At 39.6% G+C, this 25,959-nt stretch carries 21 protein-coding genes; 5 read left to right on the forward strand and 16 right to left on the reverse strand.

The window, feature by feature from the left end; all coding sequences use genetic code 11:
* Window positions 1-259: 259 nt before the first annotated feature.
* From GHD25_RS05090 to GHD25_RS05110, 5 genes are all read right to left on the reverse strand, one after another.
* Window positions 260-2,533 (reverse strand): FIMAH domain-containing protein, encoded by a 2,274-nt coding sequence (locus GHD25_RS05090; RefSeq protein ID WP_164215292.1) that lies wholly within the window; start codon window positions 2,531-2,533, stop codon window positions 260-262.
* Between the two features lie 519 nt (window positions 2,534-3,052).
* Window positions 3,053-3,559: a sodium:solute symporter family transporter gene (locus GHD25_RS05095; RefSeq protein WP_346426773.1), complete on the reverse strand. Its 507-nt coding sequence runs from the start codon at window positions 3,557-3,559 to the stop codon at window positions 3,053-3,055.
* Complete coding sequence (locus GHD25_RS05100; protein ID WP_164215294.1) at window positions 3,549-3,938, reverse strand: sodium:solute symporter family transporter; 390 nt, start codon at window positions 3,936-3,938, stop codon at window positions 3,549-3,551. Before GHD25_RS05100 ends, GHD25_RS05095 begins: the two co-directional genes overlap by 11 nt.
* 3 nt (window positions 3,939-3,941) lie before the next feature.
* Window positions 3,942-4,379 (reverse strand): oxidoreductase, encoded by a 438-nt coding sequence (locus GHD25_RS05105; RefSeq protein ID WP_164215295.1) that lies wholly within the window; start codon window positions 4,377-4,379, stop codon window positions 3,942-3,944.
* 409 nt (window positions 4,380-4,788) lie between these two features.
* Window positions 4,789-5,535 carry an SDR family NAD(P)-dependent oxidoreductase gene (locus tag GHD25_RS05110; RefSeq protein WP_164215296.1) on the reverse strand — a complete coding sequence of 249 codons (747 nt, stop codon included), beginning with the start codon at window positions 5,533-5,535 and terminating at the stop codon, window positions 4,789-4,791.
* Window positions 5,536-6,324: 789 nt separating this feature from the next.
* Between GHD25_RS05110 and GHD25_RS05115 the strand changes: the two genes are divergently transcribed.
* The 4 genes from GHD25_RS05115 (at window position 6,325) to GHD25_RS05130 (ending at window position 9,422) form a co-directional block, all read left to right on the forward strand.
* Complete coding sequence (locus GHD25_RS05115) at window positions 6,325-8,193, forward strand: heavy metal translocating P-type ATPase (protein WP_164215297.1); 1,869 nt, start codon at window positions 6,325-6,327, stop codon at window positions 8,191-8,193.
* A 204-nt stretch (window positions 8,194-8,397) separates the two neighbouring features.
* Window positions 8,398-8,673: an FAD-dependent oxidoreductase gene (locus GHD25_RS05120; protein ID WP_164215298.1), complete on the forward strand. Its 276-nt coding sequence runs from the start codon at window positions 8,398-8,400 to the stop codon at window positions 8,671-8,673.
* Window positions 8,658-8,954, forward strand: a complete 297-nt coding sequence (locus tag GHD25_RS20375; RefSeq protein WP_164215299.1) for a competence protein ComK — start codon at window positions 8,658-8,660, stop codon at window positions 8,952-8,954. Before GHD25_RS05120 ends, GHD25_RS20375 begins: the two co-directional genes overlap by 16 nt.
* A 189-nt stretch (window positions 8,955-9,143) precedes the next feature.
* Window positions 9,144-9,422 (forward strand): hypothetical protein, encoded by a 279-nt coding sequence (locus GHD25_RS05130; protein ID WP_164215300.1) that lies wholly within the window; start codon window positions 9,144-9,146, stop codon window positions 9,420-9,422.
* Window positions 9,423-9,597: 175 nt separating this feature from the next.
* Here GHD25_RS05130 and GHD25_RS05135 read toward each other — a convergent pair whose 3' ends face one another.
* The 10 genes from GHD25_RS05135 to GHD25_RS05180 form a co-directional block, all read right to left on the reverse strand.
* On the reverse strand, window positions 9,598-10,815 hold the full coding sequence (locus GHD25_RS05135; protein ID WP_164215301.1) for a M20/M25/M40 family metallo-hydrolase: 1,218 nt from the start codon (window positions 10,813-10,815) through the stop codon (window positions 9,598-9,600).
* Between the two features lie 897 nt (window positions 10,816-11,712).
* Window positions 11,713-12,921 carry a threonine synthase gene (locus GHD25_RS05140; protein ID WP_164215302.1) on the reverse strand — a complete coding sequence of 403 codons (1,209 nt, stop codon included), beginning with the start codon at window positions 12,919-12,921 and terminating at the stop codon, window positions 11,713-11,715.
* A 204-nt stretch (window positions 12,922-13,125) separates the two neighbouring features.
* On the reverse strand, window positions 13,126-14,028 hold the full coding sequence (locus GHD25_RS05145; protein WP_240452222.1) for an AEC family transporter: 903 nt from the start codon (window positions 14,026-14,028) through the stop codon (window positions 13,126-13,128).
* A gap of 78 nt (window positions 14,029-14,106) precedes the next feature.
* Window positions 14,107-15,543 (reverse strand): aldehyde dehydrogenase family protein, encoded by a 1,437-nt coding sequence (locus GHD25_RS05150; RefSeq protein ID WP_164215303.1) that lies wholly within the window; start codon window positions 15,541-15,543, stop codon window positions 14,107-14,109.
* A gap of 28 nt (window positions 15,544-15,571) precedes the next feature.
* Window positions 15,572-16,453 (reverse strand): class II fructose-bisphosphate aldolase, encoded by an 882-nt coding sequence (locus GHD25_RS05155; protein ID WP_164215304.1) that lies wholly within the window; start codon window positions 16,451-16,453, stop codon window positions 15,572-15,574.
* A gap of 13 nt (window positions 16,454-16,466) precedes the next feature.
* Window positions 16,467-17,204: a GntR family transcriptional regulator gene (locus GHD25_RS05160; protein ID WP_164215305.1), complete on the reverse strand. Its 738-nt coding sequence runs from the start codon at window positions 17,202-17,204 to the stop codon at window positions 16,467-16,469.
* Window positions 17,191-18,357 carry a diphosphate--fructose-6-phosphate 1-phosphotransferase gene (locus GHD25_RS05165; RefSeq protein WP_164215306.1) on the reverse strand — a complete coding sequence of 389 codons (1,167 nt, stop codon included), beginning with the start codon at window positions 18,355-18,357 and terminating at the stop codon, window positions 17,191-17,193. The genes GHD25_RS05160 and GHD25_RS05165 overlap by 14 nt, the downstream gene beginning before the upstream one ends.
* A 390-nt stretch (window positions 18,358-18,747) precedes the next feature.
* A complete protein-coding gene (locus GHD25_RS05170; RefSeq protein ID WP_164215307.1) occupies window positions 18,748-20,784 on the reverse strand; it encodes an alpha-glucosidase in 2,037 nt (678 codons plus the stop codon).
* A 49-nt stretch (window positions 20,785-20,833) separates the two neighbouring features.
* Entirely contained in the window at window positions 20,834-22,618 is a 1,785-nt protein-coding gene (locus GHD25_RS05175; protein ID WP_164215308.1) for a solute:sodium symporter family transporter, read from the reverse strand.
* Between the two features lie 119 nt (window positions 22,619-22,737).
* Complete coding sequence (locus GHD25_RS05180; protein WP_164215309.1) at window positions 22,738-23,403, reverse strand: DUF4867 family protein; 666 nt, start codon at window positions 23,401-23,403, stop codon at window positions 22,738-22,740.
* Between the two features lie 324 nt (window positions 23,404-23,727).
* Here GHD25_RS05180 and GHD25_RS05185 point away from each other — a divergent pair, with 324 nt between their 5' ends.
* Complete coding sequence (locus GHD25_RS05185; protein ID WP_164215310.1) at window positions 23,728-23,892, forward strand: hypothetical protein; 165 nt, start codon at window positions 23,728-23,730, stop codon at window positions 23,890-23,892.
* Window positions 23,893-24,054: 162 nt separating this feature from the next.
* On the opposite strand, the gene sftI is transcribed toward GHD25_RS05185, so the two are convergent.
* The gene (sftI, locus tag GHD25_RS05190; RefSeq protein WP_164215311.1) at window positions 24,055-25,392 is read right to left on the reverse strand and encodes a sulfoquinovose isomerase; all 1,338 of its coding nucleotides are present in this window, start codon (window positions 25,390-25,392) and stop codon (window positions 24,055-24,057) included.
* Window positions 25,393-25,959 lie beyond the last annotated feature (567 nt).

Raw genomic sequence — 25,959 nt, forward strand, 5'->3', positions numbered from 1 at the left:
ATCAGGCAAAAAAGCATTACTATTTTATCAGTAAAAAATCAAGGGGCTCTGGCATTTTTGCCTGGATCATTTAGATTTTAATCAGCTTATATTATAGAAACCTAGTTTCGTAACATATTCATTCCAAAAAGAAGAGACTATCACCCATTTGAAATAGTCTTCCTCAAGTCAATTTATTTTTCCCCGAACACAGTTTGCTGTGTTCCTGTAAGATTTAAAGTGTCACCCTTAAATTCGCTCTGGTCAAAACTCTATAAAACTACTCCCATTTGTTAATCAGTTGATTACTATAATCCGTAAGGGCATTATAAGCCTTTTCAGAAATCTGTTCATTTTCCAATTGTTGCTCAAGCAAGAGCTGAAGCCTTTCCATATGTTTGACTACCTTCTCGCCTTGCTCTTGTTTTTCAAAACGATCTATCGCGGTAAAATGTATCTTTAATACCCGGGCTGCGGTATCGCTGGAAAATTCCCCTATTTCTTCAAACCTCTCAACAAGCGCCTTTAGACCTGCTGCGCTTATATCATTTATCAAAACATTTGTTTCAGTTGCTGTCTGGTCAGGGTCTGTCTCTGAAGTTATTGTAAAGGTAAGGTTTACCGGATCTTGTTTTTCTTCCGGAATTTCTACATACACCGGCACCTCCACTGTTTGACCCGCCTCTACTTCTATCACGTTGTGCTGTATTTGCGTTTCCCATCCAGCGTCATTTTCTGCACTAATGCGGAAAAGATCCGTTGCCTCTCCAGTGTTTGTAACACTAAAATTATGCACAGCAACTTGTCCAGGTACCGCACGATCAACCTCACTGCTGACAACACTTACTCCACGCTCAAATGAATCAGAATCATCCAGATGGCGTACTGCTGTCCGATACTTAAGCACTCCGTCATCGTCTCTGTATTTATCCAAAACATAGAAGTGTAGACGGTTGTATGGATCTTTATATTCACTGACAATATTTTCGCCGCTGACACTATCGAAGTCCCCGCTTACCAGAGTTTCTCCGTCTCCTGCATGGAATAAAGCGTCAGCAAGTTGTCTCGGGTCACCTTTCGTAACCATAGCTTCTGTTCCATCAGGTCTTGTGAAGTCCACTACATTAATATCTTCCGGGTGTGAATCAACTACCCAGATGAATGGTGCTCTTTCTGCATCTTTTGTTTTGGCAATCAGTACACCTTCATCGGTTGCGAAGGAGTCCGCACCTATGCGGTCTACTACCTCAATGGTGTAATTATCGTACCCGCCGCTTAACATATCATTACGCCAGTCACCTTCAAGGTAATCCTCAGGAGTTAAGTCGTCCATGCTGATGTTGATGCCATGGAGTCCCGTCCGGCCGAACTCACTGCCAATCGGCGCTTGGCGTGCAATAATATCCGCAAACACCGGCCCGGTTTCTTTTAGCTCATCACGGTCCAAATGCAGCACTTCATCATCAGTGACAAATCCCTGTTTCATCTTATTTCTGAGAGTATGCGGTGCCGCCAAAGTACCTCCCAGTTTGGCTGGAATCATCCAGCGAGTATGCGTTCCTCCGGGTCCACCAAATGATCCGCGGCTCATCGTTTCCCAATAACCCGAATAGGTTCTCGGGTCAAGGGCTGCATTATTATAATTATCCCCAAGTCCTCGGAGATGGCCAAACTCATGGGCGAATGTAGACATGCCATGTTCACCTTGAATGGAAACACGCATTCTTTGCCCGTTGATTACTGCGCTGGATGCAGCAGACCAAATACTCTTGGCCGCAAGCCAGGATGTCCATGGTACATAACGGGTGGAAGCCCAGTTTGGCATGTCTTCAAACCCAGGTAAATCCGGCGGTCCAAACTCATCAGTTACATCTTCCGGATTTTGGAACATCATTTCACCGAGTTCTTGCCATACGGTTGATTCGGCATAGCCTGCATGAATAATAAATGCGAAGTCATACTCTTCTCCGGATGCGATTATATCTTCCTCTGCTATTGCCATCCCATCTTGAAATAAGTTTGCACTTTCGTATTGCTCAGGCAGAAAGCCAGGATTCATACGGCTTTCCAGCCCGTACTGAAATTCATATTTATCCAGGCGGTAGGGACCATAAGAATCAAGACTTACACCCCATTTACCGTAGGAATTCTCTTTCCAAAAACCATCAATTGTCTGATAATTATTTAACTCACTTGGCACATTTAAGTAGTCATGCCACCACTCCCCAAGCTCCTCGCGGGGAACTGGATCAATTTGCGGATTACCCACCGGATCAGAACCCTTGGGTTCAGTCAGGATAAAATCCTGATCAGGAAAATCGACTAAAATTAAGGCTCCTTTTAGATCTTCTTCCGGTTCAATATCCGTATTTGCCCAGTCAATCCCTGGAATTGGTTCATAGTCATCCCAGGTCATATCTTCCGGTAATTCCCAGGATTTTGGATCAACCGGGTCCGGAAAGGATGTTAATCCTGTTGGTGCTGCGCTCACTGTTGATGACATAGCCATTAAAAACAAAGCTAAAAATATAAAAAATCTACTAAGCTTTTTCACCTATTAAACCCCCTTATAGAATTGTCATAAACCTGCGGAAAATACTTACAAATGCCCCCTCCTCTATATCAAATTTGTATTCCTTGTGCACCTCCCTTTACTGGATAATATTTATGGGTAAATCTAGGTTGAAAATATAAATAAGTAGCATACTTAATAAAAATTTGTCTAATCGTGTATATTTTATGAAAAATGTAAGTTATACAATAATTATAAATCTAGCATAACCTATTTATAAGTCAAGTCATTTTTAGTATCTTTAAGCAATTATATAAAACTTCATTCTTTTGCTTTAGTACCAATGTCCCTAATGTCAGCCTGACAGCCGGCCCATAGTCAATAAGTAGCACTTTTAAATTAGCAGCAGTATGGTTTATACTTGCTCGAACAGATACACTAGCAGTTCCACTTTTACGATAGAAATTCATAAAATAGGTCACTATACAAAAAGACCACCGATCAACGAACGGTGGCCTTTTTCATTATTGCAGATATACCAATAAACTTTAAAACCGAACCTTACTTCTTCCATACCTTCTTCGCCTGAGCGAGCTCTTTTCTTACTTGCTCAATCTCCGGCTGTTCTGTCAGCTTACTTACTACAATAATTACAATAAATGAAACAAGCATAGCCGGCAGTGCTTCAGTCATGATGAAATAAATATCCGGTACAAATGTGTCCCACAATACCACGGTGATAAATCCGGCAAACATACCGGCAACTGCACCTTGGTTTGTCAGTTTGTCCCAATATAGTGAAACAATCAGAACAGGTGCAAATGTTGCAGCGAGACCTGCCGACGCATATACCGTAATCCAGAAAACGGATTCGGAACTGTAAATTGCCACAAGGGTTGACGCAATACCGACAATGGCGATAAACATCCGGGTCACAAAGATAATTTGTTTGTCAGACGCACTTTTATTAATATATTTGCGGTACACATCTTCACCGAAAGTCGATCCGGCAGAAGCACTCTTCCTGCATACCCAACAAGGTATGCCCCCCAGTACGTTATAGATAATGCGCGCTCAAAGTAATAGCAAACGATTTGCGGACTTCAGATGAACTTGAAATCGCAAAGAAACGAATCGTATCATGCGGCCTTCCGATAATGGCAACACCCAGACTTAAATATCCAAAAATAAGACCAAACAATGTAGAACCTGCTGCGCCCATGTTGGCTGAAATCATTCCCGGATCTTCTGCACCGACTTGAGATACGATCGCAGGCCATCCGCCTGCTTCAAATACTAAATGTATTCCCAAAATTGCAGTACCTACCACCACTATAATTCCCTGAAAATAGTCTGTTATCGATACACCGGCGAATCCGCCAAATAAACAGTAGATCGTCACAATGACACCTGCAATTAGTCGGGTCAATATTAAATACTGTTTCAATCGTCATTCCGCCTGCAGCAAGCTGTGATCCAACATACACATATCTACACCTGCATCAATAAATGTCTGACAATGTTTCAATATGTCTTCAAATGAATAGCCCTGGCCATTGTACTCCACCGCGGAAACCCTCATGATGAGCGGCATGCTGCTTGGCATTTCCGATTTCACTGCCTCAATCACTTCTTTGGCAAATAACACATGGTCCCCGTATTTATCTGTTCTTTGATTGGATGCCGGGGATAAAAATTGATGAAGCAAATAGCCGTGCGCCCCGTGAATTTCTATCGTGTCAAAGCAGGCTTCCACGGTGCGCTTTGCTCCTTCTGCAAATAATTCCACGATTCGCTCCACTTCGTCTGTTTTCAGCTCCCGCGGCATCGGAGATTTATCTGAAAAAGGAATAGCGGAAGGAGCTACAATATCCCCGCCTTCAATCACCGATTTCCTTTATCCTATCTGCTGCCGGTATGTAACTTTTGGAATATTGTACAGTATATTACAAATGTCGTTCTGACCTGTTGACAGCCTGCCCTGAACTTCCCGCGGAAACTCGGTCTCCCCCTCCCGATCACAAGGTAAGCGCTTTTCATTTTCCTATAAAACAGCTCTGGAAAAGGGGCTGAAATTTCGGGTTTGCAGTATTCAGTAAAGTCCTTTGGCTTATAAAATTGCATGCCACTCTTAGCTGTTCCGCCCCTCACTCTCTCCGGTAGCGTTGAGCCGCAGCGGCTTTTACTTTCAAGCAGAACCTGGTTCGCTACCGGCCAATAATCAAAAAAACAGCGGGTAAAATCATCCATCGATGACCTTACCCGCTGTTCTTCGTATGCTCATATGGTTAGATGTATTATTCTGTAATACGTCCTCCATCAATGATATGATCCTGGCCTGTGATGTAGGAAGCGTCGTCAGAAGCTAAGAATAAAGCAACACTTGCAATTTCTTCCGGTTCAGCAAGTCTTCCCATTGGAACTTGCCCTGCTAAAAAGTCTTTCGCTTCCTGTGTGAATGTTTCCAGCAGTGCAGTTTTTGCTGTACCAGGGTTTACAGAGTTTACTCGGATACCCTTATCCGCATATTCTAAAGCTGCCTGTTTTGTCAGCATCACCACACCACCTTTTGACACGATATAAGGTGCCGAGCCCGGTGTTGCAAGATAACCGCCGACGGACCCTGTGTTTACAACGGCTCCTCCGTCGTTTTCAAGCATCATTTTAATACCCTCTTGCAGTACTTTAAAAGCACCTCTTAAGTTGAGATTCATTACTTTGTCATAGTTTTCAAGGGTAACTTCATGGAGTGGTGTTTCTACTACTCCTGTCATTCCAGCATTGTTGCATAAAACATCCAATCGTCCATATACATTTTTGCATTCCTTGAATGCTGCTTCAATTTGCTCAGGGTTAGATACATCTGCTACATAGCCATGGACTTCGCCATTTACTTCTTCCTCTAGACCTTTCACTTTATCGCTAATATCTACGGCAAAAACCTTCGCACCTTCTTCAGCAAATAGCTTTGTCATCGCTTTTCCAAATCCGGATGCAGCTCCTGTAATTAACGTAACTTTATCTTCCACACGCTTCATTTTCATGATGCCTCCTAATGTAATGTTATTGGTTATTTTATGAAAGAACCCAATAAAAATAGATGTAAATACCCTGATTGCAGAGGATCTGCAATTAATGCCAAGAGAACTGTTAATCACGGGGTTCACCGGGCATCACCGGCTTGTTTTTACCTTGATTAAAGTAAGGGCTACTTGTTAAAGACCCATCTTCTTTATAAAAAATGAGGATCTGTGTTGACATGCTAAGTAAGTAACTTATTTCAGGTCTATAACATGTTTTCATACATCTATTATGAGAACAGGATTATTTTCTTTTCACGTTTCCTTTCATACCCGACAGTGGATCCATCCTATTTCTTTTCCACCTTAAATATCCCTCCTTTATTTGATATCCAGTAATTTCTATTCTGTGTCAAAATGTTAATAATATGTACACCCGCTCGTCATTCCGTATATAAATTTAAGTACCTCTAAACTACGGCAGAGTACTGCTAGCAATAGCCGGAAAATATGGAGTATGGTCCCAATTAAAAACAAAAAGCGATCACCTATTAAAGACGGTCACCCGCTTTTCATAATATATAATTCACTTCATTTACAAGATAGTCCCAAACCTGCACGACATCCTCTTCAGCGAATATTTTATTTTTTCTTAATGGCCAGTAATGAAAATGAATAATACAGAGCTAATCGATGATGATATTCATTCTCAATTATACTAAAAATTCTCAATTATTTTGACAATTATATACTTTAGTGTTATAATAATTATAGTAATTATAAATAACGTCATTTTAGAAGGGGTTATGTAAAATGTTGAACTACCTGCTTAAAAGCCGTCCCGGTCAGTTTTTGCTCACAGGTATTTTCTTCATTATACTAGGGTTTATTTTCATGCCCTTTGTTGATATCATCAGCCGGATTTCATTTTATGCTGCCATCTTCTTTTTAGGATTCTTTGCTGCAAAAAATGCCGTGGTGGATACAGTAAAGTCAAAATCCCCTAATGTCGATTTGCTGATGATTTTAGCAGCAATTGGAGCTGTTATTATTAACTATGAATCGGAAGGGGCAGTATTATTACTGATTTTTGCCGGAGCCGAAGTATTAGAAGATTACGCATCAAACAAATCAACGAAGGCCATCTCTGCATTAATGTCACAAGTCCCTTCCTCAGCACATGTTTTAAAAGAAAATGGCGAAATTGACAAGGTGCCTACGGAAGAATTGGGTTTAGGGGATATTGTGATAGTGTCAAAAGGAGATCAGATTCCGATTGACGGCTATACTGATCGGAAAACATTGATAAATGAATCGGCATTAACCGGGGAATCTGTTCCTGTAACGAAAGAAAAAGGGAATGAGGTTTTTGCAGGCACAATTAATGAGGGAAATGTCTTTTATCTGGAAGTAAACAAGTTAAGCAATGAAACCATTTTTTCCAATATAATCAGAATGGTGGAAGAAGCGCAAAACAGACCATCTAAAGTTTCGAAATTTATTGATCGCATTGAATCCAAATATGTCATTGGGGTGCTGATCGGGGTTCCAATCTTTATTTTTATCCTGTATACCTTTAATGGTTTCACGTTTCAGGAAGCCTTTTACAGAGGGATGGTTATGTTAACTGTAGCGAGTCCATGTGCATTAGTGGCCTCAGCGACTCCTGCAACCTTGAGTGCCATTAGCAACGGTGCAAGAAACGGTGTGTTATTTAAGGGCGGAGCAGCGATGGAGGCACTCAGTACGATGGATATTCTTTATAGTGATAAAACGGGCACATTAACGCATGGAGCGTTTCAAGTGGTTGATTACGCAGCAGATGAGGATATATTAAAAGAAGTAGTGTATATGGAACAACAATCCAGTCACCCAATTGCTGATGCGATTGTCAATACATTTAAAGATTTGGATCTGCATAGTGTTGACCGGACACAGCCAGTGGAAGAAGTAGCTGGTTCGGGAATGAGAAAAGGCGATATCATGGTTGGAAAGCCGTCCGCTTTTAAGCTTTTTGTAGATCCCCATCAATACCTTAGTAAAGCAATAGAGGGAAATACAAATATTTTTGTGGGAAAAAATAATCAGATTGCAGGCTACTTCTCACTTGCTGATCAAGTGCGCGAGGAGTCGGCCCATGCTGTTGCAGGATTCCAAAGAGAGGGTATTCAGGTTTCTTTGTTAACAGGAGATAATGAAACCGTAGCAAAGAAAGTTGCGGAAGAAGTAGGCATTGATGATTACGTTGCATCCTGTCTGCCAGAAGATAAAATCAGATATGTAAATGAAAGTCAGGAAAAAGATAAAGTTGTCGGAATGATCGGGGACGGTATTAACGATGCGCCGGCCCTTGCAAACGCGGATATAGGAATTGCAATGGGGAGCGGTTCATCGGTTGCCATGGAGTCTTCCGAAGTTGTCATTGTAAAAAACAATTTGGAGAAACTTTTTTACAGTTTTACATTGAGTCACAGATTAAACCGGATTATTGTTGGCAATGTCGTCTTTTCGGTTGGTGTTATTATCACACTGGTTATATTAAATATATTTGGTCTGTTAAATTTGCCGATGGCAGTGTTATTCCATGAAGGCTCTACTATTCTGGTAATATTGAATGGCCTTCGTTTATTGCGGCAAGGAAAAGAAGAAAAAACAAGACTGGAATCCCAACCTGTTTATTAGGGAAAAGTCATTTATTTTTCTAGGGCAAGTCGTGTACAACTTTGTGTTTCTTCATCAAGCAAAATTCAATGAATTTATAAAACAGCGTTCATGCCAGCACGGGGGCATACATCGAAGGATAAGGCGAATGTAGAAGTGCCAGTTAATGTTATCTCAATATGGATCATTGCAGCATTAAGATAATGTAGAAAAGGACGGTTAACGATGGACGAGAGAAAGAGAATGAGGAACAGAGACAAAAAAATATTTCAAATAGCCGTTGGGAGAGTCATTCGTAAAAGAAGGGTCTTCAAGGGGGAGACCATGGAAGAACTGGCCTGGAATATCGGCATTGACTCCAAGCACCTCAATGCAATTGAACTCGGACATAAAGAAGTGGGCTCTTACATACTGGCACTGCTCCAAATAGAATTAGGATTCAACTCAGATGAATACTTACAGGAGTACAAACAAATGAAAGCAGAATGGAAAGAAGATTAAAAGTACAGTCAACCAACTTCAAACAGCATGCCGAACATCACCTCTTCCAACATCTATCAGCTTCATCCATCTTCACATTCCCAACCCACGCCACAACAGACTTCAATTGCCACTGGATCTTTTTCAACCATATTGCACACATTCAAAAACAACAGAATCAAACACTCATTACTTTTAAAAATAATAGGCAGCTGCCACTGCCATTGTCCCATTACATATTCAAGAAACAATATGAACGGACCCTATCCTGCATGATTGGAGTAAAAGGGATTTATCGTTAAGCAGCAAAAAGCACACCAAAACCTTTTTAAAGGTGGTGTGCTTACTGGTCAGCAATAGGAAGAGATACGGATCCTTATGGAAAGACATCGAAAACTCAGAAGTGATGAAAGAACACAGCAAAGAGGATGAAGAAAATAGAAAATTAATAAGGGGAAATGCCATGAATTCGGGAAAAAAAGTACGTTTTGATGATGCCATGCTGGAAAACATGGAAATGGAAACGAGTATATTTTCATCAGGAACTGGGAATTACCTTGCTTTCGGAGAAAAGGGACGGTATGTTTATCATACATATATTGGAGCTGGCAATGGATGAAGATGCCTTCTTTCCTGTTCAGGAATTAGCTTCCTTCAGCTTTGGTACAAAAGGAGAGATGAAGAATTTCGTTAAACGGCTGCCGGAAATGAGCGGATTGGAAATGCTTCTTCTGTTGAATCCATTGCCGCGCACGACGGGGAAAAAGTAGGGGATTCATGATTGCAAGCATAAGGTGATTTGCATTCTTCCAGAGTGATTTTATGTAAAGGATTTTTCGAAAGCCAGGCAAAAAGGGGGCTGTCTCGCCCCCAACAATCCCTGTTTTCATATGTGTTCCATGATGATAACCCCAATCGAGATTCATCACGCCATTTTTGTTTATCTTACCGTTCCCATTCCTGGATCAGCAGATCGGACTCGTGACTGAGTTGTTCATATGCTTCTTCGGAAATCATTCCCTGATCTTTTTGATGATCAAGCAGTACTTGAAAACCGCCCATGTGCCTGATCACTTTTTCTACTTCCCCTTGGTTTTCATATTGGCCAACCGCTATTAAGTGAATCTGTAAAACGCGGATAGCTTCCGCATTATCAATTTCACCTTCTGCTTCAAGTTCCTCAATAGCAGTACGGATACCTTCTGCACTTGGCGGAGCAACCAGCTCGTGAACCAATTCAGTTAAAATTTGCGCGTAGTTTTTTATATGGCTGTCCATTCTCTCAGCAAGATTTTCCCGAATAAAGGCCATGTTGTCCCTGGCGGGGTTGTGCCAAATCGAGCCGAACTCTTCGGTTTGCGTATATCCATCAAGGGCGCCGATTTCCCAATTAGTAGACTCAAAGTATCCGATCGGGATGCCTGCATTTTCAAATGCGGCATGGTCACTCCAGCTTCCCGTCGTTCCCTCAGGATAGTTCGGGTTTAGTCCGGGATTGATCTGCAGGTCAATGCCAAGGTTATCACTGATATCCAATGCCATCTCCCTGATCGATCCGTCTGCTATTCCGCCGTGTACATACATATAATCGCCGGCTGCAAGACTATCCAAGTTAATCATCGCCATCGTGGATTCGATCTCTATATCGGTCATTTCAGAGACGTAATAATGTGATCCGCGCAGCCCAACTTCCTCGGCACCAAAAGCGATAAAATGAATGGTGTAGGGGCTGTCCGCTGCCGCTGCTCTTTCAGCTGCCTCCAGCATGACACCGACACCTGACGCATTGTCATCCACCCCTTCGACATTGCGAACAGAGTCATAGTGAGCGCCAATAATGATTTGCTTTTCAGTATCCAGATAGCCTTCTTTTGTCGCGATCACATTGGAAGATTCCTGTCCGTTGCTTCCAAAAATAAATGGCTGTACTTCAACGTCGTAGCCTAAGTCTTTAAATGTTTGGTATAGATAATCCCGGGCTTGTTCTTCACCACTCGTTCCGGCCACCCGTTCCCCGATTTCGTCAGCCAGGTGGGAAATGTGATCAAGCGCGATATCTCCGTAAGCCTGCTCACTTTGACCCTGTGCAGGGCTGCCTTGAGCCACGATTCCCAATAAAACTATGATACTCATAAAAGCATATATGATTCGTTTTCCATACATTGTACCACCCTCTTTTCAAATTTTTATAGAAACTTTCTTCCCGTCCGTCCTGTTACACCTCCCGCAAAATATGTATCTATATGTATCTATTAATTATATAACAAATCTATTTTTTGTCAATTTAGTATTTTGGGAATAATTGATGTGTTGATTTTGGTACAAACAGAGAATGGAGTTGGAAAAACATCGGGTCCTGTCCAATAAAAATGATTCATTGGCAGGGCTAAAAGCTGCTGGAAGAGGAAGATGCCTTCTATCCCATTCGGGAATTAGCTTCCTTCAGCTTTGGTAGGGAGAGATGAAAGATTTCGTTAAACGGTTGCCGGATATGAGCGGAATGGAGGTGCTTTTGTTGCTGAATCCACTGTCTCGGGTGGAGCAGGTGTTGGTAACAAAGGACAATACACATTCGGGGCATATGATGTAAACTAAGGCTGTTCTTCTATTAAACAGTTCAATTGATTTTTTTGCAGGTTTTAGGCATTAGAGCATATCTATTAACCAATTCTATGGATTTTATTGCTGCTATTGGGTTTTAGGACACTTCTAATTACCACTTCCATGAATTTTTCCCCTGCTTTTGGGTTTTAGAGCACTTCTAATTACCACTTCCATAAATTTTTCCCCTGCTTTTGGGTTTTAGAGTGCTAGAAAGTTTCGGCTGCAGCAGGATACATAAAGCGGTGCGCGTGTTGTCCCAATCTTTCTGTTTACTGAACAGTTTCTATTCTTCAAAGGGAAATATGCATCACCCTTTTAAGTTCTTTATTACTTGTGATATCCTTTCATTTACCAATAAACAGTTCAACTCATAGTTTTCCAATTGTTATGATATAGTATCCCCACTAGTTAGTAATAGGGATACTACATCACTTTTACAGACTGCGGCGGCATTTCTTACAATTTTTCACCCTTCTGCAGGATAGGTACATCGACTTCAATCGTATTAGGGTATTTGATACCAGCTCCCGTGTTCAATACCACTACTCGTTCATCATGTTTAATCCAATTTTGTTCCCGTAATTTTCTAGCCGCAACAAATGCTGCTGCACCCTCAGGGCAGACAAAAGCACCCTCGGTGGCTGCCACAATACTTAGCTCTTTTAAAATGTCATCATCACTAACAGATATTGCACAACCGTTTGTTTTCCTGATAGCATCTAAAATCAAAAAATCGCCAAGAGCTTTAGCCACATTGATACCAAATGCAACAGTCGAAGCATCTTCCCAAGGATCTGCGCTTGATTTTCCTTCTTCCCAAGCCTTCACTATAGGTGCACACCCCTCGGATTGAACAGCAACTAACCTTGGCATCTTCCCCTCATCTATCCATCCTAACTCCTGCAATTCATGAAAAGCTTTATCAATCCCAATTAATCCAACTCCTCCCCCCGTCGGGTAAAGAATGACATCAGGAACCTCCCAATTAAACTGCTCAGCTATTTCAAGTCCCATTGTTTTCTTACCCTCAATTCGATAGGGTTCTTTTAGTGTAGAAGCATCATATAAATTATAATCATTTACAGCTTGACCAACGATTTTTCCTGCATCACCGATTAAGCCATCCACAAGATAGAGGTCAGCTCCTGCGGCAACACATTCTTTCCTGGTTATTTCCGGTGCATCAGTTGGCATTACAATAGTTGAATTAATATCCGCTTGTGCGCAGTATAATGACCAGGCTGCTCCAGCATTTCCATTAGTAGGCATAGCCAATTTCCCTACACCTAATTCTTTGGCTTTAGATACCCCTACAGCAGCTCCTCTTGATTTAAATGAGCCTGATGGAATTAAGCCTTCATCCTTCATAAATAAGTTAGGAATTCCCATTTGTTTCCCTATTTTATTCATATAAAGCATTGGAGTCATGCCCTCACCTAATGTGGCCACATATTGCGGATCTTCAACTGGTAATAATTCATGATAACGCCATAAATCCGGAGCACGTCCAACCAAATCCTCTCGTTTAAAAGCTTCTTTTAGTTCATTTATTTTGTAAGAAACAAGCAATGGTGATCCACATTCACATAACTGGTTTACTTCCTTTGTACTATAAATATTTTCGCACTTTGGACAATATAAATGAGATACATAGCTATAAGTCATACAAACCCTCCAAATTTTGTTCTCGGTTTTCCCACAGATCTGAATTAGATGTGGTTACTGCTACAGCACCTGTCAAAACCCTTCATATCCTTGACAGCAGCTAATATTCCAGTTAACTTTTCCAAACATGTTTCCCCCTGTTCAATAACTATGCTTATTATGACATGTATCTTTTACTGCTTTGCCCATTGTATATCAATATCTTTATACGCCCATTGTAAAAAAGATTACAATTGGTATTGTTACCAAGCTCATGATTGTGGAGATTAAAGTGGCACTCGATACATTTTGTGATTCCACTTTAAACTGAATTGCATACATGGTTGTATTAGCGGCTGTAGGAGTTGCAGCCATAATAATCATAATTTGTTTGGACATCTCATCAATTGGCATAGTCAACACAATAAGTGCAGCAATTATGGGAGCTGTAACCAGTTTTAATGTGAGAGCTGTAGATAACTTTTTCCAATCAACTTTTTGGATGGTTATATTTGCGAGTTGCATTCCTAAAGTTACCATTATAGTAGGTATGGCAGCGTCTGCAATAATATCAATTCCATTTTTAATATTTCCAAGTGGAATTTCCAGCAAATTAAAGGCAACCCCTAATATTGCACCATAAACCATAGGCAATCTTCTAACTGCCTTTAAGGCTGCCTTTACCCCGTCATGATCTGGGCTCCCTTTTGCTGCATAATAAACACCTAACGTACTCATTAATAATTGCTGTATCACCATGAGTACAATAGCTATCTTCATTCCCTCGACACCAAATAAAAAGAGAACCAGCGGTGTTCCATAGTTACCGTTATTCATGAAGGCACTTGAAAGCACAAGTCCACAACGTTGTTGTTCCGAATACCCGAAAACCTTTGATAAAATATTTACTATTAAAATAATAGCAATACAAAGTCCAAGCATATAAATTATCATATAACTATAAGAAACATTTATAGATTGTTCATAAAAAGTCCGAAACACGAGAAAGGGAACTAGTATGTATAAAGCAAACTTTGATATCACTTGAGTTTCTAACCGTAAAAGACGCTGAGCAATAAATCCAATACCAAACACAAAAACAATTGGTAACAAGATTGTAAATATCAATGACTCCGCTCTCCTTATTTTACATACCCTTAATTATAAAGGTAAAAAGAGGGGCCCGTATAAGGGCTCCTATCCATTCTAAAGATTAAAAACAATTAATCGTTCTTCTGTCATTTCTTCCATTGCGTATTTTGGACCTTCTTTTCCCGATCCGCTCTTTTTCACACCGCCATAAGGCATATGATCGACTCGGTATCCGGATGTGTCATTCACAATAAGCCCGCCAACTTCAATTTTTTTCGCAGCTTTCATTGCAAAGTCAAGGCTATTTGTAAAAAGTCCAGCTTGCAGGCCGTACTCTGAAGCATTTACACGGGAAATGACCTCTTCTTCATCACGGTATGTGTTAATTGCAACAACTGGACCAAATACTTCGTCACGACATACCTTCATATCATCTTTTACGTTAGTAAGAATGGTAGGCAGATAAAAAACACCATCTCGTTTTCCACCTGTCTCTACAACAGCCCCTTGCTCGACAGCCTCGTTCACCCAACCCTCAACTCGAATTGCCTCTTTTTCAGCAATCATAGGTCCAATATTCGTTGATGGATCTTTCGGATCACCTACAACGAGCGCTTCCGTTACTTTTTTCATTTTTGAAAGGAATCTTTCATAAATATCTTCATGAACATAGACACGCTGAACTGAGATACAAACTTGACCAGCGTTGTTAAAACTTTTCTGAGCAGTAAGTGTTGCACTATGTTCTATGTCAGTATCTTTATGAACAATTGTCGCGGAATTATTTCCAAGCTCTAACGTAACTTTTCGAATTCCAGCCCTTTCGCGGATGATCTGTCCAACCCTCGGACTTCCTGTAAAGGTGAACATGTTAACATTGTTATTTGATGTCAACCACTCACCGATCTGTGAACCTTTCCCTGTCACTACATTCAAGCGACCAGCTGGCAACCCGGCAGCTTCAAAAATTTCCGCCAACATAAGAGCAGAAAGTGGTGTTACCTCTGCCGGTTTTAAAACTACACTATTCCCTGAAGCTATTGCTGGACCTACTTTATGACATACTAGATTCAAAGGAACATTGAAAGGGGTGATAGCTGCAATAACACCGACTGGAACTCTTAATGTCATTGCCTGGCGATTCTCAGAACCAGGTGCAGCTTCTACTGGAACACCTTCTCCACTTATACGTTTAGCTTCCTCTGCTGAATTTTCAAGGGTAAGTGCTGCGCGTCCAACTTCTCCTCTAGATTCTTCAATAGGCTTTCCTACCTCTTCAGCCAAAACTAACGCCAATTCTTCCTGTCTTTCAATTAGGCCCTCTGCAGCTTTTTTTAGTATTGTATAGCGCTCATACGGTGAAAAAGGGGAATCCAGTGATTCTTTTGCAGCTTTTACAGCATCTTCAATATCCCCTTTGTCTGCAACTGAGGTTTTTGCGATTGATTCCTGTGTATACTTATTTATTACTTCACTAGTATTCTGCTTTTCCCGCCATTCTCCCTGAATGTATAAGCCATAAGTTGGACTTGAAATCTTTGTAGTAGTCATTTATTCATCATCCTCCTATGTTATAACGTTATAACCTTTTGTTTGACAAAAGATCCTTTGCTTTTCCATTACTTCCAAACACACGAATTTTTTCCTGAACTTTTTCCTTCACTCGGATTCTCCCATTTCCTAGTGAATTTGCAAGTACAAATTCATCTGGATTTTCATGAAAAACTTCTTGAACACCCCTTGTAAATGCTTGTCGTAATTCTGTATCAACATTAATCTTTGCAACACCTAATGTGATGGCACGTTTTACTTGATCATCCGGGACATCAGATCCTCCGTGGAGGACTATTGGACGCTTTACTGCATTTGATATTTCATTTAATCGTTCAAACCGCAGATCAGGCGTTTGTTTATATATTCCATGTGCAGTACCTATCGATACAGCAAGGTAATCCACATTAGTTGCTTCAACAAATGCTACTGCTTCTTCAGTTGATGTAATGAGGGCGTCTTTCTCATCTACAGTAATGTCATCTTCTGTTCCGCCTATTTTTCCAATCTCACCTTCTGAACCAATTCCAAGTGAGTTGGCAATTTCCACAACCGCGCTTGTTGTCTTTGTATTTTCCTCAAATGAATAACCGGATCCATCAAACATTACGGATTGAAAACCCATTTGGATGGCCTTCATTGTTTGGGTAAAGTCACGGCTATGATCTAAGTGAATAGCAATCGGGATAGTGAAATCTTTTGAAAAGATATCAATTAATGTTTTCATAGATTCCATTCCCAGTGTTTGAATAACTTTTTGTCCAATCTGTATCATAATTGGAGCTTGCTCTTCCTCTGATGCCTCCAGGATTCCAAGAATTGTTTCCGCATTATGGGCACTAAACGCGCCCACTCCATATCCATTTTCTCGAGCATGTTTTAACATTACTTTACCGTTAATAAATGGCATAATTTTCCCCTCCCTATCTCTTCAACTCAATATTGTATTGATATTTATCACTTCGGTACTTCGTTTTCGTATATTCAATCGGATGATCATTAACGCCAAAGCTTAATCGTGTCATTTCGAGAAGAGCTTCTCCAGGACGAATACCTAGATGATCAGCTTCATCAATCGTTGCATTAATAGCCCTAATCTTTTCATTGGCTTTATTTAAATAGATATTATACTGTTCTAATACATCATAATAATGTACTTCATTCAGATCATATTTTATTAAAATATCTCCAATTTCCCGAGGCCAACATGTGCGCTCAAGTGCGATTGGGGTATCATCAGCAAAACGTATCCGTTCAACTAAAAGAATCGGTTCATCCGCTTGCACATTTAGTACATCTTGTTCATGAAAAAACCCTGTCTTAAACTCTTTTCGTAACAGCTTTGACCGTGGTATTTGTCCTCGTTCTCTCGCTTCTTCCGCAAAACCCCTCAATTTTCCAAGATTGCCAATAAGATTTTGCGGGCGAACAATCGTGCCCCTGCCCTGTTTTTTTTCAACCAAGCCATTTTCAACAAGCTTATTGATGGCTTGGCGAATAGTCGTTCGACTAACATTAAATTCATTGATTAATTCTTGTTCTGTTGGTATAAGAGCATTAGGTTTCCAAACCCCTTGTTGAATACGTTCAATTAAAATGTCTTTAATTTGTACGTATAAAGCTTCCCCTTTTTCGAAATCAAGTTTGTTATTCCTTGGCATAAATATCTCTCCTTGGTGTCGGTGAAGGATATGAAACAAGGTCATCTCCAATAAGTGGACGAAGCCATTGATAATAAGTATCTAAATCATCGATAAAATGATCTGGCATCCTACGTTCTCCAGCCTGAACGACTTCCTTCAATCCGACCGGTATTATATTTAAATTATAGCCGAATTGCCCATTTCTTTGTAGGGATACCATGATTCCGGTTTTTCCTTCTCTAATCCATTTCCCGCCAGTAACACCAACAAGAAAGGATTCCTTATAGTCTATCCTTGAAACTGTTGCCGAAGAACTCCGTTGATTCATACCCAATAGTTCAAAGCGTGCCATTATTTTTAATTCCTTTTTTAGAAAGGACTCTATTTCATTAGAAATACCACCAAGGACTGGTCGTCCGTTAATTACTTCTCTTTCGACTTGATTGCCCTCACTCCACCGTACTCCTTCGCTCACTACAATCGTAGCACAGCCATGACGCCGAATTGCTATATCAATAGAATCCAGTAATTCATCCCGCTTCATTGGTCTTTCAGGTATTGCAATAAAATGTGGGCCATCTTCTTCATACTTACGAAGATAACCGGATGCAGATGCAAGCCATCCTGCGTTCCTTCCCATCGTTTCCAAAATACGAACCTGCTCGAAGTTTCTCATAGAATGAAGATCTCGGCCTATATCTAATGTAGCCTGCGCCACATAACGAGCTGCACTGGCAAAACCAGGAGCATGATCAGTACCCCCCAGATCATTATCCACTGTCTTAGGAAGACCAATGACCTGTAAGTCATATCCTGCTCGAGCAGCGCCTGCCTCTATTTTTCTTAATGCCTCCATCGTGCCATTCCCGCCAATAATAACAAGAGCCTCCGCTCCGATTTCCTTTAAGTGTTTAATACAATTTGTAATGTTTTGTTCAGATAAAGGATAACGACCTGATCCAAGGCAGGCCCCTGGTACATGATTATTTTGAATCACCCATTCTAGCATCGCTTGGTCACCATCAATAAATTCACCATGTGCGAGACCATCATAGCCATTTCGGATAAAAGTAAGGGAATGATCGTTCATCATTTCTTTTACAAAACCAGCAAGGGTAGCATTGATCACAGCTGTAGGGCCACCAGCCTGACCAATGGCAATTTTTCTCATAAGTTTCCCTCCCTTCCATCCTCTTTATAAACTGTGGTGTAAAACCAAGTTGACAACAAAGTTCAATGCGTTCATATGCTACTTCATTATATACGGGGCGTAATGAGGTTCGAACCCTTCAATACTGTTCATGAATCTAGTATATCATAGGTTATTACATATTTAAATAGGTAGTAACCTTTTATTTTTATAGTTTGCTTGATTATACAAGTTGTTCCATCAGTTTTTTGCATAGTCATACAATCATCAGTTTTGCCAAGTATATTGTTGTAACCGCTAAACGATAATAGACCATTTCTGCTAGATAAGAATGGACACTTTTGGCAAAACTGATGAAGAATATACCATCAATCACTGGACTAGCATATTTGAAAGTTGATTTATGGACAATTAATTTTTAGATATCTCCTCGAAAAGATCGGCATAATCAGATTTCTTCCTATAAAAGACAGGCGGTTCTCCAATAGGGGCATCCACTTTTACATGCCCACCCTTAAAAGTATTGCCACTCCACAAATGAACCCACTGATCTTCAGGAAGATAAACTTCCCAGGTGTTTTTTCCTTCTTGATATACTGGGGCAACCAGTAGATCCGGCCCTAGCATATACTGATATTGGATATCATAGCCATATTCATCATCTTCAAATTCGTAGAATAGCGGCCGCTGAACAGGAATACCTTTTTTTGCGTTTTCTTTTACTAAAACCTTCAAGTAAGGTGACAGGGAAGAATAAACATCAGTCATTTTTTTTAAGTGAACTAAAGATTCCATGTCATCATCAAATTGGAAGCAATCGTCTGGTCTATTCCCTTCATGGGTTCTCATCACCGGAGTGAAAGCGGCTAATTCCACCCAGCGCATCAGCAATTCTTTACTTCGCTTGTTCCCATGCAAACTCGTATAACCACCAATATCTGAATGATGAAGCCCCATTCCACTGATTCCTGCAGATAAGGCTGCTGGAATTACCGAAGCTAGTCCATCATCCATACTCCAATTAACACTCTGGTCACCAGCCCATAACAGTGTACAATTAGATTGTATCCCTGTATATCCAGCCCTCATAAAATAAACAATTTCTCCCCATTTTCCAGCTTCACTGATAGCCTCCTTATTAACGTTACCCCAAAGGACGGGCCATTCATTGTGTTTTTTCATAGCTGAAGAACCATCATATAAAACAACATCAGTTGGTAAATATTCACCAAAATCAGCCATCCAACCACTCATACCAAAATCAATAGCGTATTTTTTTATAACTTCCTTATACCATTTTTTTGCTTTTGGGTTTGTGAAGTCAACCACTCCACAGTAAAATTCCCCAAAATCGACTAAATAATCCTCTCCTTGCTCGTTCTTTGCAAGAAGTTGAAGTTCTTGTGCTTCTTGAAACAATGCCCCATCGTTAACTAAATAAGGGTTTACATAACCTAGAAAACGAATGTTTTGATTTTCCCATTCTTTTATTTTTTGTTCCAATCCAGGATATTGTTCAGCGTCCCACTGCCAATTCCATTGAAGCCTTTTTCCAAAAGAGGTAATTCTTTTACCCTGCCAGTCCTGACACCAAACAGCCGCAACCTTTAACCCAACCTCTTCAGCTTTGTGTAATTTCTCTTCTACAACATCGGTACCGCCTTGTATTCCTAGCCATACACCGTTATAAGTCCAATCTGGCAGTTCTGGCTGCTTTCCAAGAAGGTTAGCTATTTTTTGCTGAAGTTCTTTATAATTTTCAGCTGTAGATATGATGATTGATCTTGGAACCTCCCAGAAATGAAGCTCGTGAAAGTTCGCATCCCTAAAATCAAAGTCAGCATAGGACGTTGTGTCTACATGGCAAAAGTATTTCTCCGTAGACATATATGTAGGCTGCGGATAATTGGTTGTGTAATAATCTCCACCTGCTTTGTCTTTAACATCTGCCTGGAAGGTTGTATACGTTTCTTTATTCCTTCCTACACCTGGCTCAGAAGTCCAAAGCGGAAAGTTCCGACCTCTTAGATTAAGATATGACAGTTGTTCCCCGCCCCCATAGATTTTTTCTTCCTCTTTAGCAGGGATACGTATCCAACTGCGATTGTATGATTCGTCATACTGATGCAGGTTAATATATAGACGACCTTCCCTTTCCATAATTTCAGTGCTAAGAACTATTGTCTCATCTGAAGGGTGAACATTCCAATCAATTTTAAGTATGTTATCCCTCTCTATGACCTCTTTAACATTTAATCCAATTCTTTCTGAAACATAGTCGCTCATATCAAAGTTCCCACGGTACATCTCTACAGTTTCTTTTCCTTTTCCTACATATAGTCCTGGTTCTCTTGGAGTATGGGAAAATACTAACCTGCCATCATAATTCACACTGATTTTTCCCTGATGTTGGGTGAAACGTATTTTAGAATTAGTTAATGTACTCATTTTTTTCCCCTTTCACTTTATCGACAAAGTTTATTTTGTATACATATTCCTATTTTGCAAGCTTATGTTTTGAAGCATTTTGCAACTCTTGTTCATGCCTGGTTACTAGCAGCTTTTCATATTTTTCGCTCCATGATTTAACAGAAATAACAATAAGAATTATCGTAACAACAACTAGAGCAATAGTAGCAGGCCAAAACCAATTGGAAATAACCCCCTCTTGAGAAGCAACCCCTATTGGTGAGAATAAAATGTAACTGAATACCATCGCACTAAATAAAGTGATGGCTGTTGGAATGGTATATTTCCACGGAACCAAACTTACAGATGCATCTGGCTTAAACTTAAATTTCTCTGGCAGTGGTTTTACCATGCCTGTGACAAGCATTATGCCTACTTCAATTACAAATAATAAACCTTGGATATGAATAAAGTTAATTGGTATTTCTAATCCAAATAACATAGGGAATCCCCAAATCAACATGTAATAAGTGATAACGTGAAATATAATTGTAATTTTTGGCCCAATGGACGGAACACGCTTTGAGAAAATACCGACTAAAACTATTGCTATAATAGGTATATTAAAAAATCCGGTAAACTCTCGAATTATGGTCCATAAACCATCAGGTGCCTTAAGTAATAACGGTGCAATGAAAAATGTTATTAACGCCAAACCTGTACCAAACCATTGGCTTATCCGTATCATTTGCTTATCTGTTGCATTTTTATTGATTTTTACTTTATAGACGTCATAAACAAACATAGTTGAAGCACTATTCAATAACGAGTTAAAACTAGAAAAAACAGCGCCAAGCAACACTGCAAGGAAAAAACCATTTAAGAAAGTTGGAAATATATCACTAATTAAAGTTGGATAAGCCAAGTCCATTGTCTGTAGACCAGGTCCGTATATATGATAGGCAATGATGCCTGGAATCATCATTAAAAAAGGAACCAAGATCTTTAAAAAGCCTGTCATTAACGCACCTTTTTGACCTTCAGCCAGACTTTTTGCTCCAAGTGTTCTTTGAATTACATACTGATTCGTACCCCAGTAGAACAAGTTTGCAAATATCATACCTGTAAATATTGTTCCAAACGGCACCCCATCATCACTCGAACCGATTGCATTTAGTTTTTCTGGATTGTTTAACGTTATTGTCTTCATTCCATCTAAAAGGCTTCCATCACCCAAAGCGATGAACCCAAGAATAGGTACTAGTATCCCAACCAGAAGTAACCCAATACCGTTAAGTGTGTCTGAAATAGCGACCGCCTTTAGTCCACCAAAAATGGCATAACATGAACCAATAATACCTATAATCCAAACAACAAGCCACATAGCTTGTTCAAAGGATATTCCAAACAACGATGGAACGTCAAATAACTGTAATACTGCAATGGCGCCTGAATATAATACGGATGGAATAGTAACCAGACCATATCCAAGCATGAAAAGTAATACCACGTACATTCTCGTTCCTTGGTCAAACCTGTTATTTATGAATTCAGGAAGCGTAGTAAACGACCCTCCTAAATAGCGTGGTAATAATATAAGCGCCAAAATTATAACAGATAACCCAGCCGTCACTTCCCAAGCCATATTGGATAGATTGGCACTATAAGCTTGTCCATTTAAACCAACCAACTGTTCTGCTGATAAGTTGGTTAAAATAAGGGATCCCGCAATAAATCCACCTGTTAACCCGCGGCCAGCCAGAAAATACCCCACTGAATCACTTACTGTATTCTTTGTTTTTCTGTAGGAATACCAAGCAACTAAAGCCATAAAAAAGATACATGACCCTAGAGTAAAAACAATACCTCCCATTTTTATCCTCCTTATACTGATTGAATATTGATGATTCTGTCTCAAATTAAAATTTTTTATTTATAGAAATTTTGATCCAATCATTTTGAAGTATTAAGATTTTTTCATTTGATCTTTGTCTATTTAGATGGATACCTTACTGTAATGTTTTCACCCTTAATTCCAACGTAAGCACCCGCTGCTCTAAAACGTTCATTTTCAGGATGTGCAAGCAGCCATTTATTTTTCATAAACAACCGCTCATCAAATTCTTTTTCCTCATCACTAATTGGATCATTTGTGCCTCTAGGTAAGACCACAACGCATTTAAACCCTTTGTCTGAAGTCTTACAAGGTGATAAATGAAGCGTAGTTTGGTAAATTTCAATAGCTGTTCCAGCAGGTACATAAAACCCTTTCACATCTTTGACTGAAAAGCTTCCTTCTTGAATATCATTTACATGGCCTAAAAGAAGAACAAAATCTGTAATTGCCACATTAATTTCACTGCCTTTGTGGTATTCAACTCCATTTAGATTTGAATTTTTGCCATTACAGTAACCAACCTGTATATCCATACCTCCATAATACCTTTTTTCTATAAATGATTTTAAATCTTCGTCCTCCAATATTTGTTCAGTGGCAACATATACATTCCCCTCCTTGGGAATATCTATATTTTCCATCAATTCATTAACCTTCGAAAAAGGAAAGTCCTCAAGTACCTTACCGTATATCTTAAATGCATCTTCACGGACATCCATTACAGTAAGTAAAGGATTGTGAGCTTTCAATTCTTCAATCATGTTTACACCCCCTTAACATAATGACCTTTTATAAAACATAATGATGTTTAGCTCTTATTATAATGTAAGCGTACACATAAATGCAAGGTTTTTTTTAAAACTTTAAATTTTATGTCCATGTAACTACTTCTTTTCTTGCTTTAAGTCTTTCCACAATTAATACCGCCCTCAAAACATTAACGTTCCTTTTTCTATTCATCACTATTTAAAAAACTATTAGAATCTTCAGCATTTATAGGAATTAATATTACGTTTAGAGTAAAAAAGCAGGAGATGGGGCGAGGATATGTAGTAAGACAGCAGGAAATAAAAATATAAACACAAGTGAGGTCGTCCAAAAAAGAGAGAAAAAACAGAAAGAAAAACGGTGAATGTGGACTTGTTATTTTAGTTACAACCAAAAGTGAGGAAACGATCGTGATAGAGACTATCCCAGTCAATTCAAAGTTAACAAGCATTTTAGCAGGTGCTAAAATGCTTGTTAATTAAAATGTCATATCTTTTTTTCTATGCGTTAGTGAAAGTGCTTAATAAAATATTGGCCTATTCTAATGATTAAGTGAGAAATGTGAGATTTACATATACTTAGTCTGTAATTTGCTGCATTTCTTCTACCAGCCCACCTATCATCCTATTCTACTGTCTAACCATCTAAAAATATTTTATCGTTTTGATGCCTAATCTCTTTCCTAAGTCTACTAAGTGATCAGCTACATCTGCATAAACAAGGGCATAATGCGGTTCTAACCCGTCATCCATTAAATCATACACCGTCTTCACTGCATCATTATCCAACTTTACTTCAGCTGAAGTACCCCAAAACTGTTGAGGTGAATCTAATGCCTCACCTTTCATAATGAATAAACGGAATTCATCCGCCACCTTGCTTAGTCGAAAAATTGTAACACGTCCAGGTTTTAAACCAAACTCCATTGTCAAACCTAGTTTTCGATTAGGGTGAACCCCTGGTTTTGCCCCTGTTTTAGGATTAGCAAGCGAGTATGCACCAGATCCATCATGCCAAAATGTAACGGAGTTGTTATCTTCATTCAAATGCACCATATCACCTAAATACGGTATTTCCCCACTAAGCTCTTGCAAAATATACATCGAAATGGATCCGTGTATATCTGACTCATTGGCTGCAACGAGTCCCTCTTCCGTCAAATGCGATAACGTTGAATCTGCTGCCGCACCATAATCGTTGAAGAATTCTGGCCAATTACGAATAGCAAATGCGTTAATCCCAAACTGTTTGGCATACTGCATGACATATGCAGTAAATCTGGCAAACTTTTGAACTTTTTCATCGGTTCGATCTAATCCAATTACTTGTTTCCCAGCCCGTTCAATAACCTCTAAATACTCTTCTTCGGAGATCTCTTTGCATGCATCAAATGCTTTATGAAGATCAATGTGGTGCACGGTGGCTCCAACCTTTTCTTTTAATGCCGAAGCATCTGTACCGCTGAAATAAAAGCCTGGCGGGGTTTCTCCAACTACTCCTACCTTTAAGGTTGCAAGCTGATTAACGACTTCTTCTGTTTTTAAGTACGTGAATAATAGATTTTGAAGACTAACTTCATCCGGATTACCAAATAGAAATCGGTAAAATCGTCCATGTGACTTCAGCGTATGACTTGTAGCATTCCCGCCAGTCAGTGAGTTGAGACGCAAGCGAGCACCGACACCTGGTTCGCGAACAGACCAGACGATAACCGGTTGTGAAAATAACTCTATGGTTTTCGTAATAAATTCCGCATCGGCAAAGGTAACGCTTTGATAAATGATGATATCAACTTTTTTTGTTTGTATTGTATGAAGGAATGACTCCAAATCCTCCACTGAAGTTAAGATTTCATTTGGACTATATACTTTTTCGCAATTCCCCTCTAATAAAGCTTGACTTTCCGATCTAATATATTCTCCTGCCTCTAAATCAAATGTCTTACGCCCTATAGGTAAATATAGAACTGCTATATCTAACATAATAAAACTCCCCTTTAACAAAATAGTATAAATGACATTTTAGAACGAATCATATTTGTCCAATTATTAATAATGGCTGGATTTGTGCAGGATGCATATACATAGTAACATCACTACCTAATATGATTACGTCACTACCTTTAATCCTATTCTACGATCCACCCCCTTTTGTAAAAAACAATAGGAATTGAAAGTGCTATCAATAAGTATAGAACATTATGCATAGCAGTCAAGCTATAATGTACATCATTTTTGGTGAAAAACGTGAAACGACACCAACGAAAGAATGTTTTCTATGTTTACTATTTTACCAAACTCTAATGAAATAGAAACCAAATTATCTTATATTATATTGCAAGGGATGAGATCAGAAGAACAGGAGGAGATCACTGGAAAAATTGATCTAAGTTCTCAATTTATTAACTTTAATAAAATCGGAAACCGGGATCATATGAGGTTGATGGTGACATGCAGGAAAACACGGAAATGAAAACAAGTATATTACACCGATTCACCCGGAACCGGGAGGTACCATGTACTCGGAAAAGAGAGATTGCCTTTGCCCCA

Source organism: Virgibacillus aidingensis (assembly GCF_010994035.1).
Lineage (GTDB): Bacteria > Bacillota > Bacilli > Bacillales > Amphibacillaceae > Virgibacillus_N.